This window comes from Novipirellula methanifontis (genome assembly GCF_052161655.1).
Lineage (GTDB): Bacteria > Planctomycetota > Planctomycetia > Pirellulales > Pirellulaceae > Novipirellula.
Genome location: NZ_CP197418.1, coordinates 4,106,270 through 4,124,934, shown reverse-complemented (window position 1 = coordinate 4,124,934; position 18,665 = coordinate 4,106,270). Strand labels below are relative to the sequence as shown.

At 54.0% G+C, this 18,665-nt stretch carries 11 protein-coding genes; 9 read left to right on the top strand and 2 right to left on the bottom strand.

The window, feature by feature from the left end; all coding sequences use genetic code 11:
- Positions 1-7 precede the first annotated feature (7 nt).
- The 9 genes from SH528x_RS14385 (at position 8) to SH528x_RS14345 (ending at position 15,799) form a co-directional block, all read left to right on the top strand.
- Complete coding sequence (locus SH528x_RS14385) at positions 8-1,444, top strand: type II secretion system F family protein (protein WP_442511207.1); 1,437 nt, start codon at positions 8-10, stop codon at positions 1,442-1,444.
- Between the two features lie 98 nt (positions 1,445-1,542).
- Complete coding sequence (locus tag SH528x_RS14380; protein WP_442511206.1) at positions 1,543-2,817, top strand: type II secretion system protein; 1,275 nt, start codon at positions 1,543-1,545, stop codon at positions 2,815-2,817.
- A 199-nt stretch (positions 2,818-3,016) separates the two neighbouring features.
- Positions 3,017-4,237 (top strand): type II secretion system protein, encoded by a 1,221-nt coding sequence (locus SH528x_RS14375; RefSeq protein WP_442511205.1) that lies wholly within the window; start codon positions 3,017-3,019, stop codon positions 4,235-4,237.
- Positions 4,237-5,412 carry a pilus assembly FimT family protein gene (locus tag SH528x_RS14370; RefSeq protein ID WP_442511204.1) on the top strand — a complete coding sequence of 392 codons (1,176 nt, stop codon included), beginning with the start codon at positions 4,237-4,239 and terminating at the stop codon, positions 5,410-5,412. The genes SH528x_RS14375 and SH528x_RS14370 overlap by 1 nt, the downstream gene beginning before the upstream one ends.
- Entirely contained in the window at positions 5,409-6,707 is a 1,299-nt protein-coding gene (locus SH528x_RS14365) for a type IV pilus modification PilV family protein (protein WP_442511203.1), read from the top strand. Before SH528x_RS14370 ends, SH528x_RS14365 begins: the two co-directional genes overlap by 4 nt.
- A gap of 76 nt (positions 6,708-6,783) precedes the next feature.
- Positions 6,784-12,147 carry a hypothetical protein gene (locus SH528x_RS14360; RefSeq protein ID WP_442511202.1) on the top strand — a complete coding sequence of 1,788 codons (5,364 nt, stop codon included), beginning with the start codon at positions 6,784-6,786 and terminating at the stop codon, positions 12,145-12,147.
- A gap of 17 nt (positions 12,148-12,164) precedes the next feature.
- Positions 12,165-13,967: a PulJ/GspJ family protein gene (locus tag SH528x_RS14355; protein ID WP_442511201.1), complete on the top strand. Its 1,803-nt coding sequence runs from the start codon at positions 12,165-12,167 to the stop codon at positions 13,965-13,967.
- A gap of 44 nt (positions 13,968-14,011) precedes the next feature.
- Positions 14,012-14,512 (top strand): hypothetical protein, encoded by a 501-nt coding sequence (locus SH528x_RS14350; RefSeq protein ID WP_442511200.1) that lies wholly within the window; start codon positions 14,012-14,014, stop codon positions 14,510-14,512.
- A 183-nt stretch (positions 14,513-14,695) separates the two neighbouring features.
- Positions 14,696-15,799, top strand: a complete 1,104-nt coding sequence (locus SH528x_RS14345; RefSeq protein WP_442511199.1) for a GTP-binding protein — start codon at positions 14,696-14,698, stop codon at positions 15,797-15,799.
- A 26-nt stretch (positions 15,800-15,825) separates the two neighbouring features.
- On the opposite strand, the gene SH528x_RS14340 is transcribed toward SH528x_RS14345, so the two are convergent.
- Together SH528x_RS14340 and SH528x_RS14335 are read right to left on the bottom strand one after the other, a co-directional pair.
- Positions 15,826-17,298, bottom strand: coding sequence for an IS4 family transposase (locus tag SH528x_RS14340; protein ID WP_442506501.1), 1,473 nt, complete (start codon positions 17,296-17,298; stop codon positions 15,826-15,828).
- 543 nt (positions 17,299-17,841) lie between these two features.
- Positions 17,842-18,660, bottom strand: a complete 819-nt coding sequence (locus tag SH528x_RS14335; protein WP_442511198.1) for an HAD-IIB family hydrolase — start codon at positions 18,658-18,660, stop codon at positions 17,842-17,844.
- Between the last annotated feature and the right edge of the window lie 5 nt (positions 18,661-18,665).

Genomic DNA, 18,665 nt, shown 5'->3' with positions numbered 1-18,665 from the left:
ATCCATCATGCCTGTTTATCAATTCGAAGCGATGGACGCGACCGGACAAGAAATCCGGGATGAGATCGATGCTGCCAACGAAGAAGAGGCGCAAACCACCATACGCCAGATGGGATACTTCGTTACGAAGATCTCCGTCAAGAAACAGGCAGCAGGCCAGACGGCGAAGGGCAGGAAAAAGCGAGGCCGTTCGATCGGGGGTGTCAAAAGCAAGTACATCTGTGCGTTCACGCGTCAGCTATCGATCTTGCAGGACGCCGGTCTGCCGATTCTCCGGTCGCTAAAGATCTTGGAGAACAACGAAAAACCAGGCAAATTGAAATACGCGTTGCAAGACGTGTGTGAAGAGATCGAAGGGGGTTCGACGCTGAGCGAAGCGATGGCGAAATCCCCCAAGGTTTTCAACCGACTGTACGTGAACATGATCAAAGCCGGCGAGGCCGGCGGTGCTCTGGAAACGATTTTGCAGCGGTTAGCAGAGTTCTCGGAGCGGTCAGAATCACTCAAGAAAAAGGTCAAAGGGGCACTGATCTATCCTTGCGTGGTTGTCACCGTGGCAGCGCTGATCTTGACGTTCATCATGTTGTTCATCGTTCCGACGTTTGAAAAGATGTTCGAAGAGTTCGGGTTAACGCTGCCGCTTCCTACATTGTTGTTGATTGCGATGAGTAACTACATCGCGCATTACTGGTTCCTGTTGATCGCAATGCCAGTCTGTTTCTTGATCTTCGTCAAACTAGTTCGCAAGTTCCGACACGGCCGGATCGGGTTTGACAATTTCATTTTGAAGGTGCCTGTTTTCGGTAGCCTGATTGAAAAGAACATTCTGGCTCGGACGACGCGAACGCTGGGGACATTGATCAGCAGCGGGGTGCCGATTTTGGAAGCGATCAACATCACGCGTGAGACCGCGGGTAACGCGGTGTTTGAGCGAATTTTCACCAAGACAAACGAACAGATTCGCGAAGGCGAAGTGATCAGCAAACCGCTTAAGGAGCACAGCGAACCGGGATTCCATCCGATGGCTTTGTTCTTCTGGGCGTTCTCGGGCATGTTCCCCGGCGTGATGGTGTTGTCAGTGGCGATCACCGCACGCGGCAGCAAGATTGACGAGGCCGGAATGGTCGGCAGTCTGATGATGATGTCGACCTACATGATCATCGGTGGCGGTGTGTTGTCGGGACTTTGGTATGCCACCAAGATCAAATCCAAGGTGATCAGCGACTTGGTCGTCAACATGGTCGACGTCGGCGAAGAGACGGGCGAGTTAGACACGATGCTTTACAAGGTCGCCGACACCTACGACGAAGAAGTGCGAAACTTGACCGACAGTTTAACCGCATTGATGGAGCCGATCATGATCGTGTTCCTGGGGTGTGCGGTCGCCTTTATCGTGATCAGTTTGTTTATGCCGCTGGTCGAATTGATTACCGGATTGAGCTAGTCGCCGCAGGCGTCAGCAACGAACGCGGGTCGCAAGGCCCGCGAGAACGAAACCATTTTTCAGTAGAACCGAATCACTCCATTCCCTTTTGAAACGTCATGAGCAGTCACAATTTCCTCGGCAAAACGCCTCGTCACGGTTTCACGCTGGTCGAGATCCTGGTGGTCATCACGATCATCGGCATCCTAACGGCCATCGCCATCCCCGCGATCAATAACGCAATGGGCACTGCCCGAGACACGGCGATCAAACTGGAACTCGGAACGATTGCCAGTACGGTGCAAAATTACAGTGACGAATACAACGATTATCCGCCTGACTTCTCGAGTTGGAACGTCGTGGATCGCCATTTCCGCAAAGCGTTTCCGCGAATCAATGACAATGAGATGCGGATTTTGGCTCAGTTCACTCACGTTACATCCAGTGGCGCACGGTGCGACGCTTCCGGCGGCCCCGCGGATCCACGCGGTAATGCTGCCTATTCCCATTACCCCCATGCAATTGATCGCGCCGAAGCACTCGTCTTCTGCCTGGGTGGATTCAGCAAAGATATTCAGCGTCCGTTCACCGGTGTCGGTGGACCGTTGGCGATTGCAGTGGGCGGCACTGATCCTTATGTCACAGGCACCCCTACTAACAGCGACTTTCTGCAGTACCAATACAACACCGACCGTGATGGTGGGAAATTGGACATGGCACGGCTATCGATCACGGTCGTTGGTGGCAATGCAACTTCGTCCGACGATGGAACCAATGCCCTAGGGTTCTTTGCACTAGCAGACCCCTTTCCTGTCTACAGACCGAAAAACTCGCCGGTACCGTTTGTCTATTTTGATTCGCGAACCTATGACACCGCGTTTGGAACCGTTTACCCTTCGGGAACTCCACCGGTATGGTACACGGGCGATCCTGTTGCCTCGATCAATTGTTACAGCCCAGCCGGTGGGACGCTGGCGGATGTTGGCGCAGCGAGACCGATGGCTAGCACCACGATCGACACCACACCGCCAACCACAATCCAAGGCAGCACCGTCGTAGGCACGGTACTTGAGTTCGCCAACAAAAACACGTTCCAAATCATCTCCGGTGGACGCGACGGCAACTACGGCGGGACGATTCCTGGCACTAGCGTGGGCGCCGCTGCGACTGGCATTTCAGTATTCCCACTTGGGATCTATTACAACCCATTCTTCTCACACAGTTCCGCGAATGCCACGATCGGTGCGACAGCGTCCTCGATTGGCAAATACCAAGACGACGATGTATTGACATCCGAGTACGGAGCCACTTCGCGTATTTATGGTGTGAATGCGCAACTCGACAACAGCACGAACTTCGCCGACAAGAGTACGCTTGGCAACGAGTTGCCATAGTTTTCTCTAGTCGCACGATCGGAACCGGTGTTTGACCGGCACCTACCGAGCATGCTGCTTCGTTGCAGCCGGAGTTTGGAAATCAGATGCAGTCTCCTCGCGAAAGCGAGAGACATGCCTATCGGTTCTTTCGCTGAGCGAAAGATAACCCGCCATAACGCAAGATGCGTCTTATCCCAGAATAATCGAGCGATCCAAAATGACGTTCTGTAAGAACGAACCAGCATCGCGGCAAAAAATGACGCCGCGTCGACCAACATCAAGCGGCTTTACGCTTGTTGAGATCTTGGTGGTCATTGTGATTATGGGGATCATGGGGGGCATGATAGTCACCGCCGTCAACGGTGTCACCCGAAGTGCACGGCACTCGCGAACCAAGATGATCATTTCAGCGATCGATGGAGTGATCCAAGAACAATACGACTCGTACAAGTATCGTCCGTATCCAATCATCCTACCGAATATGTCGCGGGATATTCCGGATCCAGGCGACCCGATGAAGACGATCACCGTCAATTATGAAGTATTGGCATACGAAGCGGCTCGCGTTCGTTTGATCATGACACGCGACTCGCAACGCATGGAACTGCCAGACAAAGTTACGGATGTTGTGCAGGGCCCAATTGCAGCACCGCCATGGCCTCCCGCAACGCTTCCACCTGCGTACGCTCGCAATTTCCCTGCATCGATCACGGCGGTCGCAAATCGAGTGGCCGAAGATTCCAATGGTCGAGTGATTCGTTATTTCAACAACAGTACAAACCCTCGGTTTCAATTCCCTGCAACGTGGACTCCCGGTCGTAAGATTGATACTTATTACGACCGCTATCGCGCCAACTACTCGACGGGCAAGTTTTGGTCGCCGACGAATCAGGGAGCAGAATGTTTGTATCTAATCATGGCCACGTCCTTTGTTGCCGGCTCACCCGCGATTGACGCGATTCCAAGCTCGAACATCGGAGACACCGACAACGATGGCATGCTAGAGATACTTGATGGCTGGGGCACACCACTTGAATTCATCCGATGGCCATCAGGCTACGCGGATCCAACCGCAGGCATCCAAACAACGATTCCCGATGAGTTCGATCCATTCCGAGTCGATTTCGGATACACGGTTGCCGGCGAAACGGCTCCGTACTCGCTGCGACCACTGATTGTCTCGGCCGGCAGTGATGGCGAGTTTGGAATGGCATTGACCGCAGCGATCGACTACTCCACGCAAACATGGCCGTTGACCGATATGGACACCGGAGACAACACCGCTGTGGGCAACGAAAACAATGGTCGGACAGGCAGCTATGTATTCCCCGACCCTTATTTGCGAAAGGCGGGACTCTCTGTCTTTCCTGGTGCAATCACGGATAGCACGGTCGCCACTGACAACGTGACCAACTTTGCATTGCAGGAGTCACAATAATGTTTAATCAACAACATAAACGAGAACGCACTCGCACTGAGGCATTTACGCTGGTCGAGTTGCTGGTGGTGCTGTTCATCATGTTGATGCTCGCCACCATCGCGCTGCCAACGGTCAAAAGGCTGCTCTCGGATCAAAAAGCATCGAGAGCGGCTAGAAATGCTGCGATCTTCTTCGACTCGGCGCGAAATCGTGCAATCGCTGAGAACCGTTATGTTGGCGTTCGTATCGAACGGTTGGGAACCAATCCGTATGGACAAGCCGCAGCGATTCGGCTCCGACAACTTGTCGGCATTCCTCCGTACACCGGTGATTCCACCGACGCGATGGCGACGCTGCAGGGCACAACGAGCATCACAAGTGCAACTTTTCAAGCCAACGATTGCCCGCTGTTGTCGTTAAGTTCACGTCTTTTGAATAACGAATTAAGTGCTGGCGTTCCCGACACCTCCGACGATCACCTTGCTCCCATTCGCGTGGGCGACTTATTGGAATTGCCTGGCGGCCGTTCGGTTCCTATCACAGGAATCACCGACAATTTTAGTGGCGGTGGGCCCCCGACGATGGTGACAGTGACGTTCAATTTGAACGAGCCCAACATCAACGGCAACAATACCTTTCCCGGTACTGTTCGTGGCACACGTATTGCGACAGGAGATCCGGTTAAGTTCCGCATTCACCGCCGTCCCGTTCCCTCGTCCAGCACGACGTTGTCGATGCCGCGTGGAATTGCATTCGACATGAACTATTCAGGGATCGGAGTCACCGGGAATCAGTTTTCCGCAGACTCCGCAGGCGGCTTCCCTGCGGGCGACGTCGACATTGTTTTTGACCCCAACGGAAGCGTGGTTAGCGTCACCACCAACGTTTCAACGGGTGCGATGGGCTATCCAGTAGGCAAGATTTATTTGTGCTTGGGAGATAGCGCTGGGGTGATGTCAGTCGGTGACAATTTGTTTCAGAACAGCGGTCGCGCCGTTGCGAACATTCGCAACCTCGATTCGATCTGGATCGTCATCAATCCCGCTAGCGGGCAAGTCGTAGTCGCCCCATTTGCCACCGCATCGACTGCTCCAACAGCACCGACCGACCCTCGCGATGCATCCTGGGGTGCCGCGCTGAACCAGGCTCGATCGCTTGCCAATGCATCTGCCACACTGGATTCCGAACCATGATTCGAATGATCAAAAACACGACCCGCTTAGGCGTCACGCTTGTCGAAGTCATCTTCGCCATCGGTGTGATCTTGATCGGTCTATTAGGCCTGCTGTCGATTTTACCACTCGCAGGTCACCGTTCTCAAGACGCGATCAGCATGAATGTTGGCGCTGCGTTGGGTGACTCGGTCGCCAATGATGTCATGGCGCGCGGATGGATCACAGAATCCAATCTTGTGAATCTAGACGCTCCGACACCGACAACGGTCGAGCGCACCTTAACCGGAAGCATTGAAAGTATAATTCCTCCTTTTTGCATTGACCCAATGCTTGCCGCATCACCGCCGCCAGCACTTGCGAACACCTCGTACGACAGTGACTCCTTTCCCTTTTACAATCCGGCACACGATCCACTTTTGGATCCATCAATAGCAACTTCAATCGACTCCCCCGGCTTTGCAGGACAACCACGCATGGTCCGCGTACGGCTGAGCGATGCTGCATTGACAGGAACCGGGACCACATTGACGGCCTCTCAACGTCTTGAAGCAGCACGGACCATTGTGGAAAGCGTTGACGATTTACAGGAGTATCGACCTAAGGATCGTTCTTTGCCAGCAACGGTCAGTGGTTATCGAGCAACCGGAGACGCCACAGGTTCTAGCTTCGGCAAGACGCTTGCGTCCGGTGAGTTCTCGTGGATCATCACAGTCGATCCATTTCCAGGTAACGAAAGTGCCTCAATGTCCGTTGTTATCCTTCGAAATCGCGAACGCATGACAGCGTTTCAAGCGGCGTCTTCCGATGCGGCTCGCGAAAATGCCCTTTCCGAACGCGTCGCGTTGGTCACCAACCCAGTGGGTTTCAATGGTGGTGCGGGCGGATCGGTGACGTTGCTCTCGGCTGGCAACACCTTATCCGACCTACGATCAGGTGACTGGATCATGCTCTCGCGTAGCACAGACCCCACCAATGCGTTCACGCGAGCACAATCGGCAGTTCATCGCTGGTACCGTGTCGCTGCAGTTACGGGTGACAAGGGATTGTTGACCCCTCAATCCAATTCGCCTGGTCCACCTAACACGCTGGTCAACCTTTTGAATGGTACTAGCATCTTGCTTCCTGACAGCGATACAGCTGTGGATCGAACCACAACGCAGGTGTGGCAAAAGACCGTTGTGCTCGATGGGCCGGATTGGCAGTTTTCATCGGTGATTCCAACCGGTGCATCCACGAACTCATTGACGTATGCCACGCTAATGGAAGACGTGGTTTCCGTCACCGAACGAACGATCTCAATTTCCAGTTTCTAGTCCAAGACGATTCCAATAGCGACACATTTGTTGTCGACCTCAACCTTTTCTGCAATTCGCCAATCGGGGCAACATCATGAAACGCAAACCGAACTCAGGCATCATCCTGCTTGTCGTTCTCAGCATGCTGACCTTTTTCAGCCTGTTGGTAGCTGCGTACCTTGTCTTCAGCAACCAATCTCGCGCCACTGCATTTGCGATCGCGAGCACGAAGACACGGGCGCCCGAACCCAACAAGATTCTTGATGACGCGATGATGCGACTGCTCGTCGGCACTGGCGACGATTCGCTTTCCTTTTTTGGCGAGGACTTGCTCAGTGACTATTACGGACGCAGCGATGCACGTAGTCTCTCGGTCATTGCTGGGGGTGGCCAGATTGGAACAAGTGGTTTCGTTCGTGTTCGCATCCAATTGCCTGCTGGTTCGACCGACCGCAATGTCGACGATTTGTTCGCCGGTCGTGTGATCACGTTCCAAGGTGGACCTCTTATCAACCGCTCGTACCGCGTGATACGTTCGCTTAATCCATTGTCGCAGACGCATGACTTGGTCATTGAACTCGAACCCGAGTTCTTGAGCTCCACGACTCCCGCGGGAACCAGTATTTGGATGAATGGAATTCCACGTAATTCACCAGGTCTTGGCTACAACGCAGGACAAGTTAGCGTAACTCAGCCGACAGCCTATACCAACGAATCCGGCACAACGTGGAATGTGGGCTTTACATTACCGTTGGCTCTGCAACCCAATTTGCTGGGCACGGGAACAACAAAAATCGGATTGCCCCCAACTCCGACCGGAAGCGATTTCGACGAGGGCTATGACGCTGCCGACTTTAACAACTGGTTTTTGAGTCACCGGCACGCTGATGGGACGGTGATCCCGTCATTTCATCGACCTTCGGTGATCAACTACATTCTGAACGAGTTTGATGACTGGGAACCCGATACCGCAACTCCAGCTGGGCCTCGTTCTAGAGGGGACTATGCGGATTTGATGGCAAGCATCGCTCGAGGCACCTTTCGACCGCTGCCCATCGCGGCCAATCAGTTCAACAAGACCGGTCAAACGAATCTCGCGATCAACCAAGAGTTCACGGGCGGCAACAGCAGCTTCGCTCTTCGCATTGCAACGCGAATCAAAAACGAAAAGTTAGTCAATCAAATGGCTCGGGCGCTAATTCAAGGCGACTGGGACGTGGACAATGATGCGGATGGAGTGAACGACAGTATTTGGGTCGACTTAGGACTGCCGCTATTCACTGGCCCCGAAGGCAAACTTTTGCGCCCGCTGGTTGCACCGTTGATCGAGGATCTTTCGGGGCGACTGAACGTCAACGCTCATCACAATTCGTCGTACGCATCAGCAACAATGCTTGGCGTATCCTCGACGGGTCCTGATTGGGCAGGTGACTATGCGAGTGGATCGCAGAACGCATTTCGTGGGCTGGGATATGGCCCGGCGGAAATTGCACTGCCTCTGACGGGATTGGATCAACTGGTCAACGATCGCTATCGAAATTCAGCGATGGCAAGCGGGATTACCCAACCGACTCCCGGCAAAGACACCAATGATGCACTCGATGTTCTGAGAACGGGCCCACGCCCAGCACATCACACTGCAAGTGGTGGGTACGGTTACTCGACAGATCCGTTTGGTCGCGGGGGCGTTGGAATTGGTTTCTCGGGCCATTTGGTTGCGGGTGATTCGGGTACTCAGTTGCGTGCTGATGATACGTCGACTACGAACCATAATGAGCTTACCAACGAAGCCATCAACGATCCTTACGAAGCCGATCCGTCGGGACGACTCACGGGTGACTTGATGTTGTCAGCGGATGAGCTCGAAGCGATTCTGCGTGCAAACGAATTTGACTTGGCAATGCTTCCCATTCGATTGCGAAACCGAGTGGATTCGCTAATGGCAGGCAATCCGGGATTGGCTCGAGCGTTAACGACTCACTCCAAGTCCGACGACACTCCTCCTCCGATTTCGTTTACGAACGGAACCGCAGGCGATTCGGCATTTGAATCGTTGCTGGAACTGTTTCCTACAACTCTTAGCAAAGTCGATGCGCGACGTCTGTTCGCTCACGAGATCCGACTTGGGCGAAAACTGGATGTGAACCGACCGCTTGGAAATGGATTCGATGACAACGGCAACGGTGTCATCGATGAACCCATCGAAGTGGCTGCTGAAACGGAAGCCTTTAAGGTTGCCGCCGGCGCATCTGGAACCATTCCAACTTCGTTCCAAAGCCAAACTCCCGATTACAATTTCGATGAACCCTCAACCGCGAACGAACGACAACTTTTAGCTCGTCATCTGTATGTTTTGATGATGCTGTTGACAAGCGGTGCTGCGGATTTCCCTGACAGCAACGATGCGGCACTTCCCGGCTACAAAGCCCGCCGGATTGCCCAATGGGCTGTGAACGTGGTCGATTACCGCGACCCGGATTCGATCATGACCGCGTTTGAATACGACGCAAATCCTTTTGATGGATGGGACGTCGACGGCAATCTGCTTACCGACGAATCAACCACACCGCCTGAAACCGATGGCGTCGATAACGATGAAGACGGCATGACCGATGGCATGGACACGGACGGCGAATATTCGTCGACCACAGTCGCACGCGGCGTGGTCTGGGGGGTGGAAGCACCTGAACTTGTCTTTAGTGAATCATTTGCTTCGCATGACGTCCGACTACGTGATACCAATCGGGACGGTGGTATTGGGACCGACAAAAGCGACACCACAAACCCGGATCCGGACTCGGACCAAGTCCGAATTCCGCAAGGCAGCTTGGTGCTCGAACTGTATTGCCCTCGCCCGCCGGTCACTGTCGCTCCCACTTCGGCCGCAAACCTCGGAGACCAGACGACGTTGCCCGGGGCTCCTCAGGAACTCTACACAACGAATGGCACCAGTGCTGCATCCGTACTCAATCTAGCACTGACGGCTCCAGCATCAGGCGGTGGCGTCGGAGCCCCTGTTTGGCGAATTGCCATTTCGGAACGCCATGACCTGGGAAGCGCAGCCCCCAAACAAGCAGAAAATCCGTCGACGCTGCGGGGAACAAAACCCGATACCACGTCCTTTCAAATCGAGAAACCCGATGAAATTGATTCAACCGCAGGGGTACTGAATTATGACCGTTTCATCTTGTTCCAAAATTTCACAGATGCGGATACAAATCCAGCGGGAGCCCTTGCTGAGGTCAACAATCTGATTAGCTCCAATGGCATATCGGACATGTCGGGTCCGCAAGTTTTCTTTGCTCCCACGAGTGCTGCACTCGGCGCGCTGAACTCAAACAAGACGTTGGAAGCAGGACAGTACCTATGTCTTGCACCAAGGCTTGACACTCGATTTGGCTCAAAAGAATACCCTGCGGGTACATTCCCCGGTCTACCGAGTGAGCAGCGTTTGACTGTAAACACGACACAAGGGTTGTTTCAAGCACGGCACGACGGCACACGCATCACTCCGCCATTGGGTGGCGGCGGTGACGCTCACTCCAATGCGTTAAGTCTTGTGATCGGCGCACCTCGACCTACCTCGTGGGCTGGTGGCACCGATGTGTTTGATCAAGACGTCGTGGGGCTGAACGTGTCCGAGCCGTTGCCCAACGGTGGCAGCTACTATCCCGAACCGCTGTTTCGATACAACGGCAGCGAAGACTTGGATATGGCAGGGGGTGTCGATTTCAAACGTACCGATGCCTATCTGGACTTTAGCGATCCCTCCTCTGCCGCAAGAGATGTTCCCTTGGACATCGCAATTGGACGTGTTCCGGTGGACTCGACTGGCGCTGAACCGGCACTGGGTACACGACCACAATACTGTTCTGCGTTTATTCAGCGACTCGCGGATCCAACACGTGCTTACAACGCCGTGACAAACCCGTACCGCACGATGGACTGGATTCCAATCGATCTGACGGTGTTCAGTGGCGAAGAACGAGAGAGCAAGATATCGACCGATGGTGCATTGTATACGCGACGAACTCGACAACGTAATGGTTATGCCAAACCACCGACGGGAGCGCCCGTCGCCGCGAATGCGTTGTTCTCTTACGAAACCGACTTCCTTTCGCCAGGCATTACAGTCGATGCAACGACCCCGGACTATTTTGCTTTCTCGACCGTCCCGACGGACGCGCACCTTCAGTCCTCGCTCAGCTTCCTCAATACCGACACGGTAAACATCAACCCAGGTTTCTCTGGTTTTGCGTCCACGATTGGTAGTGATGCAACGGCCACATCGGTAACGGGCCATAACCGCGGACTTCCAAGTGTTCCGTTTGGCATTCATCCTTGGTTGAACCGTCCCTTCACCACGCCGCTTGAACTGATGATGGTCCCGGCATGCTCACAGGGTCGTTTGTTCGAAGAATTCAACATCACTTCGGGCAACCCCGATATTTATCCAAACTCGCCAACGGTGGTATCGGCTCAACTGCGTGCTCCCTACCGACACCTGTTGAATTTCTTTCACAGCCAAGATTCGACGAATGCAGGTACGAACGTCGATCGAATTTTCGACTACGTACACACGTTGCCGCCGTTCCGAGGCGAAGTGGATATGATCCATCCCGCGAGAGTCACGTCGACCGGATTGGTTGAGATGATGAAACCACCGTTCAACATGACGTACGGAAACCAGCGTCAGGCTCGGATCAACCTAAACACGCTAAGTGAGTCGCTGGTGTGGCAAGGCCTGATGCAAGGGCACCTAACCTCGGCATTGGGCGTTGGCCAAATGGCGTTTGATGACTTCATTCAAAGTCGCCGTGGATATCCTGTTTCCGCAGTCGGATCGCCTCCTCGTCAAACGATTGACACCAGTGGTGCTGCAACCACGGGGCCATATAACTATGCCCCCACGCACCTCGATGCGGAATTGCCCACGCAGTTTGCCGGTGTCTTTCGAGACTGGCGACGCGCCAATTTTGCACCAGCGTTACGAATTCCGTCGGACGATACAGGTGACACCGCCGCGCAGGACCGATTGCGTCGCAACCCTATCGATGGAACTCTGCTGCGTCGCCACTACACCATGACGACAAACGGTGTTGAGGAAACGATTACTTCTGATCCATACCCGCAATTAGTACGACAAGCTTCAGCGGCTCCTCTGTCAACCCATTTGGATCGCGGACGTAATCCATTCTTGCGATACCAAACTCTCATGCGAATGCCAAACTTGGCCTCCGACAACTCGCAAGTGTTCATGATTCGATTGACGATGGGATTCTTCGAAGTCGATCCGACAAACGTCAATAGTCTCGGTCGTGAATACAAAGAGGCGATTGGTGAAAACAAACGCTACCAAGCGATGTTCATTATCGACCGCTCGATTCCCGTTGGCTTCATTCCAGGGCAAGAAACGAATGCTCGTAACACTGTAATTTTTGAACGGTTTTACCAATGATGCGAATACATAACCCAATGAATCGATACTCTTCGAGGTTTCGCAAAACATCTGGTTTTACGCTCGTCGAAATGCTCGTCGCAATGGCGGTCACGCTGCTGATGATGGCCGGGCTGGCTCGCGCGTTTGCATTTGTTGGCGAACGCGTACGCGATAGTCGTGGTGACGTCAAAATCTCCAACGACATTCGAGATATCACCAACCGAATGCGTGACGAACTAAGTCGATGTACCGTCACCTTGGAACCGAATACCGGTGGCCCCGACCAACCCGGATACTTTTTGTATTACGAGGGGCCGATGACAAATGCGACGTCATCATTGTTCGGTCCTTCGACGACACTCGATGGCCAAGTCGTCCCACGTGACGCACGCTATGGCGATTTCGATGATTATTTTGCCTTCACAGCGGTGGCAAAACCAGGTTCATGGTTCACCGGAAAAGTGCCGGAATTTATTCTCACAGGAACATCGACGGATACCGATCCCGTTGTGATCAGGTCCAAATATGCCGAGATTGTCTACTTCACAAACCCCGATCGCAATCCAAGCACCGGTGCGGTCCTTGATGCCGACGGTAACAATCTGCCCGACCGTTTGCAGTTGTATCGACGTGTTTTGTTGATCCGCCCTGATCTGAATCTAAATGCCACTACCGGAGGATTGAACGTCCTGACTGCGGGTGGAAACTGGCAAACCGGCATGACTACCATTACACAACAGTGTGACTTGTCAGTGCGACGCGGATTGAATACGGATGGCACCCAAAACAATACTGTCTTCGCAAACTCGCTCGAAAATCTGTCGAAGCCACACAACCGTTTTGCTCATGTACGTGTTCCCCAAGCAACGCTGCTTGGTTCGGGAACGACTCACACATCGATGCCGATTCTGGCGCTGGAGCCACCAGTTAACATCGTCGCCAACGCTTCGACAACAACGACGCCTCCATTGCGCCCAGAAGATTCGGCGACCAACAGTGATCCGGTGGTTCTAGAGAGCCGCTGGAGCGGGTATCTACGTCGTGAATTTGTCCTGACCGGTACACGTCAAGGCGAAGATGTGATTGCAACCGATTGCCGCGGTTTGGATCTTAAAATCTTCGACCCTAGTGCCGACTTTATCCTTACCACCGGCAGCGTCGTGGTAGGCCCTGGCGACGTCGGGTACCGTGAAGCTTTGAGAGACACCGGGACCCCCGTGTTGTTACAAGGCGGCTATGTCGACTTGGCTTACCCGGTGCTTGCCGGTGGCCCAATACGAGGCTGGCAAGCTCGTCAGATGGCGGCGTCATCATCAACAAGCCACAAAGCGAACGATGCGTTCACGGACACGACAAATGGTGCGGTTCTGATCACAAGAATCAAGAGCCCATTCTCGGGGATCCTGAACTCTGCGGCCACCTATCCATCGACGATCAGCACAAAAACCTACATCGACTCGCTGCTGCTATCGGGACGTGTCGTGATCGATACCAGCGGGCCTGAAATCGCATTGTTCCAACCCGCTTTTGACACTTACACATCCGCATATGAACGCGATGGCTACCTGCAAGACCGTCGTTACATTTCAGGCTCGGATCAATTCCCAGGCACTCTTTGGAAAACCTGGGTTTCCGCAGACACCGCATTGATAGACCGTGGTGCGGACGGATTGGACAACAATGGCAATCCCGACGCGGGCAGCGACGATCCACGTGAACATGAAACGTCAGCTCCGTTTACCACGAAGCCAGAAGCAATTAGCATTACCGTACGCTTGGAAAACCCTTCGACTCGACAATTTCAACAAGGCACGGTAGTTCATCGAGGCGAAAGATAGCATCCGACGTGTTGGACCCTCCGCGGTGACGAGATCCTATCAGTATGAAAACCCTCCTGATCCTGATCGTTCTTTTGCTTGGCGCCGCGTTTCGCTTTGGCTCGCTCTGGAATTCCTCGACTCATCAGGTCTCGGCGGAGCTGATCGATGCTCAGAGAATCGCTCGTAGTGCTGCAGTCGGCGATTCCCACGACGAATTAGTTGGGGCCGAAGTTCAAACGCTGTATTTTGACCCTGATGCGTGGGTGGTCGTTACCAATGGCGAGGATGCTCACCCCGGCCGAGCCGATGTCGATGATGACTTTAACGGCACCGTCGATGATACGTCCGAGCGGGGTGCGTTCGGAAGCGACGATACCTGTCAGGTACTACCAGCCGGGGAAGACCCTCGGCAACAGTCGGATTTACCTGTGACGCTGCTGAGTCGCGGCGGTTTTGTTCCACAGCCAGCGGTTTCCAATTCCGCTGCCAACGATCCCCGTCGCCGCTACATCGTCTCGGATGGGAAAGACGCTAACGTGTGGAAGTTTGCGATTGATCCGTGATCTTCGGTTGTGGTTCCGAAGAGTGTCGCCTTTTGCTCCGCAAAAGTTGCGTTGACTGAGCGATCTTTCGCAGAGCGAAAAGCAACTATCATAAATTCACAGTCTAGAGGGGATAGTCACTTTTTCGGTTTTACTGACTATAACACTCCCAACTCCCCCACATTTTCCCCACTGAGCAATACGATGTCATCGATTCGGTTCATTATGGTTGGCGGTTTTCTCGGCGCGGGAAAGACGACGACGATCGCGCGACTCGCTCGTGCTTATCAACAGCAAGGCTTGAAGGTGGGCATCGTGACGAACGATCAGGCCACGGATCTGGTCGACACGCACACGCTGCGAAGCCAAGGGTTCAAGGTCGGTGAAGTGGCGGGGGCTTGCTTCTGCTGTAACTTCAACGAGCTGACCAACACGGCAGACCAACTGCAATGTGATGACAAGCCTGATGTGATTTTGGCCGAACCGGTGGGCAGTTGCACCGACCTTGTCGCCACGGTCGTCCAGCCGCTGATGCAATTGTTCGGCGATCGTTTTGATGTGGCACCGTACGGAGTGATTTTGAAACCAAGTCATGGTCGGCGGATTTTGAAAGGAGACCCCAAGGCGGGCTTCTCACCGAAGGCGGCTTACATCTTCAAAAAGCAATTGGAAGAAGCCGATTTTGTCCTGATCAATCGGGCCGATGAATTGTCCGAGCCGGAATTGGACGAGCTGACGCGGTTGGTTGCGAGCGAAGCACCGAATGTTCCCCTGCTGCGTATTTCAGCGAAGACGGGCGAAGGCTTTGATGCGTTCTTAGAGTTGTTGGACCAACGAGGCGACTTTGGACGCCGCATTTTAGAGATGGACTATGACGTGTACGCCGAAGGCGAAGCGGAACTCGGTTGGCTGAACATGAGTTTGACGGCGACGTCCGAGTCCGAGTTTGATCTGGACGCTTTGGTGCTGGACATTGTCAATCGGTTGCGGACATCGCTGGCGACGGCCACAGCGGAAACCGCCCACTTGAAGGCGATCGGTTTGTCCGACGGGGCACATGCGGTTGCGAATCTCGTCAGCAGTGACGCTGCTGCGGAATTGTCGCTGACGTCGGAATGCAAATCCAAGTCAGCCGAATTGGTAGTCAACGCGCGAGTGGCGATTGATCCTGAGCAATTACAAACGTTGGTCGAGACGGCGGTGGAGCAAGCGTGTCAATCGCATGGTGCGAAAGCGGAGGTGCGGCAAACGCAAGCGTTCCGCCCCGGCCGCCCCGTGCCAACCCATCGCATGACCGACGCCGGGTAGGCATGTGGGATAGGCTTCTAGCCTTTTTATACCCCAAAACTCATTTGCTTGAATGCAACGAACGCTTCAACAATGGTCGAGAAACGGTTCATCCCTCGCCAGAGAGTTCTTGAGCCGGCAGGACCCTGCGATTTTTTGTCGATGTAGCCGCCTAGGATGGCGATCGATTTTCCGAACGCTTCCATCGTTGGTGGAGACTTCGGATCGACCGGGCGTTTAGTTAGAAATATCATGATCGCCATCCATTCGTCTTCGCTAAAGTAGACCGTGCAGGGCGACTGTCCGTCATGACGTGTGGCGCCCTTGAGGTACTCCACTCTCCAAGCGACGACCGTGAGCATCGAAAACGCTCGTATATAACGCTCCAATGTTTCGTACTTCATGTCTTCGATGTGAAGCCCACTTTTAAGTGTTTTGAAGTACAACTCCACTAGCCAACGAAAACAGTAGCCGGTCAAAACCTCGTCAATTTCTTCCGCCGAACTGACCGGCAGGGTTGTCAGAAGCATCCAGTTAATCGGGGCTTCACCGATTGGCGGATCCACCTCGAGCGACTCCACCACATTGATCCAAGTGTCGGTCAACTTGCCAGTGCTGGACCGCCCGGTTCCGGCAACTTTGACGCGCACGCTGCGAAATTGCACCAGCGCTTCGCGTGAAATACGTGCCTGTTTCCGAGCTCGTTTCTTATCATCTGGAAGCACCGGAGCGTCTCGGCCACCGATCGAAACCGTTTTCTCTCCACGCCAAGCGACCTTTGAAAGCGTCTCTTCAATTGTCGTGACATCATCAATCGGCGAGCCGGTGACCGCATCGACGGCGGCGACGATCTTCTGAGTCCGGCACTGACGAATGATGAATCCATAGTTCTCTGGAAACTCCGCCGCCTCGGCCAGCAGTTCGCCAATGTCCGATTCGCTGTCGGAAAGCTGAATGAACTGAGTTTGCGGCATCGAGCGGGCGATTTGCTCGCCGCTTTGCATCATTTCCATCCATCGGCTGCTCTCTTTTTCTTCAAAACAGCGTCGCTGCCGTTCGGCTTTGCGCTCCTTGGCTGGCACTTCCAATGACGTCGCATCACGAGTCCAAAGAACTTGGTCGACCACTCCCAAGGGGATGCCTGGGGCAGCAACGGCGTAGAGCGGATGGTAGAAAAAGCCAAAACGTTTGCCGCCCGAAAGCGGTCCTGCCCCGCTGACCTGCTGCTTTGGCTTGGTCAGATCGAACTCGGACGAGTCCTGATCCAGAAAGACCCGTTTGTGCTCGCCGCATCGCTTTCGAGCGGCCTGATGATGTGCGTCGAAGATTTGATCCACGTCTACCTTGGGGTTGTTGGCTAAGCGATAAATTCCCTTCAAGTCAGCTTTGGAACGAACACGGTCCGGTGTCGACTCGCCGATCGAGGAAGCTTGAGAGACAAACTTAACAACGCGATCCACCCGCCGCTTGTGGCCCAGGTCCAACGATTCAAATTCCTGCCGTACCCAATCGATAACCATCCGTGCAACCTCCGTGCGATGAAAATCTAAATCGCAGAATCATTCGCACACACACGAGAAAAGGCAAGAAAATGTTTTGGGGTATAAAAAGGCTTCTAGCCTGTCATTTTGTAGGCCGGAACACAGCGGAGCGGAGTTCCGGTATGGCGGCTGTAACGAATTCCCCATCACTTTCGCGGCCTGCCGGATCTGCGTCGCTATCGCAACTTGAGTCCGGCCTACCAATGTCGCCCGACGACTCCGCTCGTCGGTTTTCCCGTTCCAATCATGCCGACAAAAGTCTTGGCGACTTTCGCTACAGGGAGATTGCTCTTGATGACAGGCTAGAAGCCTATCCCACATTGATCAGTTCCGGCATGCGGCTGTAACGAATTCCCCATCACTTTCGCGGCCTGCCGGATCTGCGTCGCTACCGCGACTTGAGTCCGGCCTACCAATGTCGCCCGACGACTCCGCTCGTCGGTTTCCCGGTTCCAATCATGCCGACAAAAGTCTTGGCGACTTTCGCTACGGGGAGATTGCTCTTGATGACAGGCTAGAAGCCTATCCTACGTTGGCCAGGTGGTGCTTTAGGCCTTCCATAACGCCGCTGGTCGCTTTTTGGTTGGCTAGAAAGACGTAGTCGGCAGTGTTGGCGAGTCGATGTGCCTCGGTGACATTCTGCTTCAGCTCGTCCGATGCGTTGTGCACCACGATCGCTCGATAACCCGCGGTCAACGCCGCCAAGTCGTTGCCGGAATCTCCGGCGAACACAATCGCTTCGGGATCAACCGCCATGTGCTCGGCCCACCAGCGAAGTGCATACGCCTTGGAAACCCCACTCGGCAAAAGATCAATCAAACCGTCGTTGTTGAAGGGATCCACACTGGCAATGATCGAATAGGGAGCTGAAATGCGGTCCAGTCGCGTTTGGAATCCTTCGACGATCGGTGCCAATCGTGACGCGTCGGCATAGTAGCTGAGCTTGAATGGCCCTTGCTTCTCGGACTCTTGCTCTCGAGTTCCCTCGATCCCCGAAAACTCTTTCATCAGATCGGTGGTCGTGATCGGACCCACGATTGCCGCTAAATCATCGTGGTACGCTTGGACCCGCTCCATTTTTTCGTCTGCCGATCCGGCGGAACCCGTGCGACGCATGATCGTTGTCCCGACGTCACAGATGATCCATTCGGGATGAGGCAAAGCGTGCTCGGCGATCGCACCTTGTACCGACGCAAAATGACGCCCCGTGACGAACAGCAATTCGATGCCGTGTTCACTCAAATATCGCTGGACCTCGGTAAGATCCCTTCGATTTTCGAGGTTGTTGTCCAGCGGAATGAACGTGCCGTCCAAGTCGGTCGCTAGTACTTTCAAATCCATTTTCG